The sequence below is a fragment of the Geminocystis sp. CENA526 genome (assembly GCF_050753365.1).
Classification (GTDB): Bacteria; Cyanobacteriota; Cyanobacteriia; order Cyanobacteriales; family Cyanobacteriaceae; genus Geminocystis.
The window spans coordinates 1-1,305 of record NZ_JBLZFY010000289.1; the positions used below are offsets into that span (position 1 = coordinate 1).

A 1,305-nucleotide genomic window follows, 5' to 3' on the forward strand; every position below is an offset into this window, starting at 1 on the left:
CATAATTACACTCAATACGCCTATTTTATCCAAGAGAAAACCGAAATTAAAAGCTATATTTTTTCCTTTAGTGAAAGAGATAGTATTGAAAACGCCTTAAGAGAAAGTGAAGAAAAATATCGTGCTGTTGTCAGACAAATATCAGAGGGAATTATCCTGATTGATCCTATCACGAAACAAATTATTGAAGCAAACAACGCCTATTGTACTTTAATCGGTTATACTAACCAAGAAATTTTATCTCTCAAATTGTCAGATTTAGTCGCTACAGATTCGGAAATAAGTGATAGTATTATCAGAAAAGTAATACACGATCGATTGAATATAACCCAAGAGTCAATACATCGTCATAAAGAAGGCGGTTTGATTAACGTGGAAGTGAATATCAGTACTATTTATTACAGTGCTAAAGAATTTATCTGTTACGCCGTCAGGGATATAACCGAGAGAAAACTAGCAGAAGAAATGTTACGTTATCAGGCTTGTCACGATTTGTTGACAGAGTTAGCCAATCGTAACTTATTTAATGAACAATTACACAAAACCATCGCGCGCGCGCAAAGATATAAATATCAATTTGCCATTATGTTTATCGACTTAGATAGATTTAAAAATGTCAATGATACTCTAGGGCATGATATAGGGGATAAATTATTACAAGAAGTTGCCCATCAAATAAGGGATTGTTTAAGAAACTCTGACTTAATTGCACGTTGGGGAGGAGATGAATTTACTATTCTTCTGTCAGAAATCAAACATCCCCATGATGTAGCGGTGGTGGCTAATAGAATCTTACAGTCTTTAAAACAACCCTTCCTGATAATGGAATATCAACTTCGTGCTTATCTTAGTATTGGGATTGCTATTTATCCTCAAGATGGAGATAATCTTGAAACTCTCTTAAAAAATGCTGACACGGCTTTGTATGAAATCAAAGATAAGGGTGGAAATAACTATCAATATTACAATCCTTCCATGAATAGGCAACAAAAGGAATTATTGCGCATGGAAGGTTATTTATACGAAGCCCTCATGCACAATCAATTTGAGTTATACTATCAACCGCAAATTAACATCAAAACCTGTCAAGTCGTGGGCATGGAAGCCTTAATTCGTTGGCATCATCCGATTTTAGGAAGGGTATCCCCAATTCAATTTATCCCTATTGCCGAAGAAACGGGGTTGATTAATGCTTTGGGAGAATGGGTTTTATTTACAGCTTGTTCTCAGAATAAAACATGGCAAGAAATGGGATTAAATCCCATTAAAATAGCGGTTAATTTATCGCCTCGACAATTTCAACAA

1 protein-coding gene is annotated in these 1,305 nt (G+C 35.1%); it reads left to right on the forward strand.

Features of this window, described 5'->3' with window-relative positions:
• The coding region (locus ACN4EE_RS23445) for a putative bifunctional diguanylate cyclase/phosphodiesterase (RefSeq protein WP_431708921.1) at window positions 1-1,305 on the forward strand (1,305 nt) is incomplete at both ends.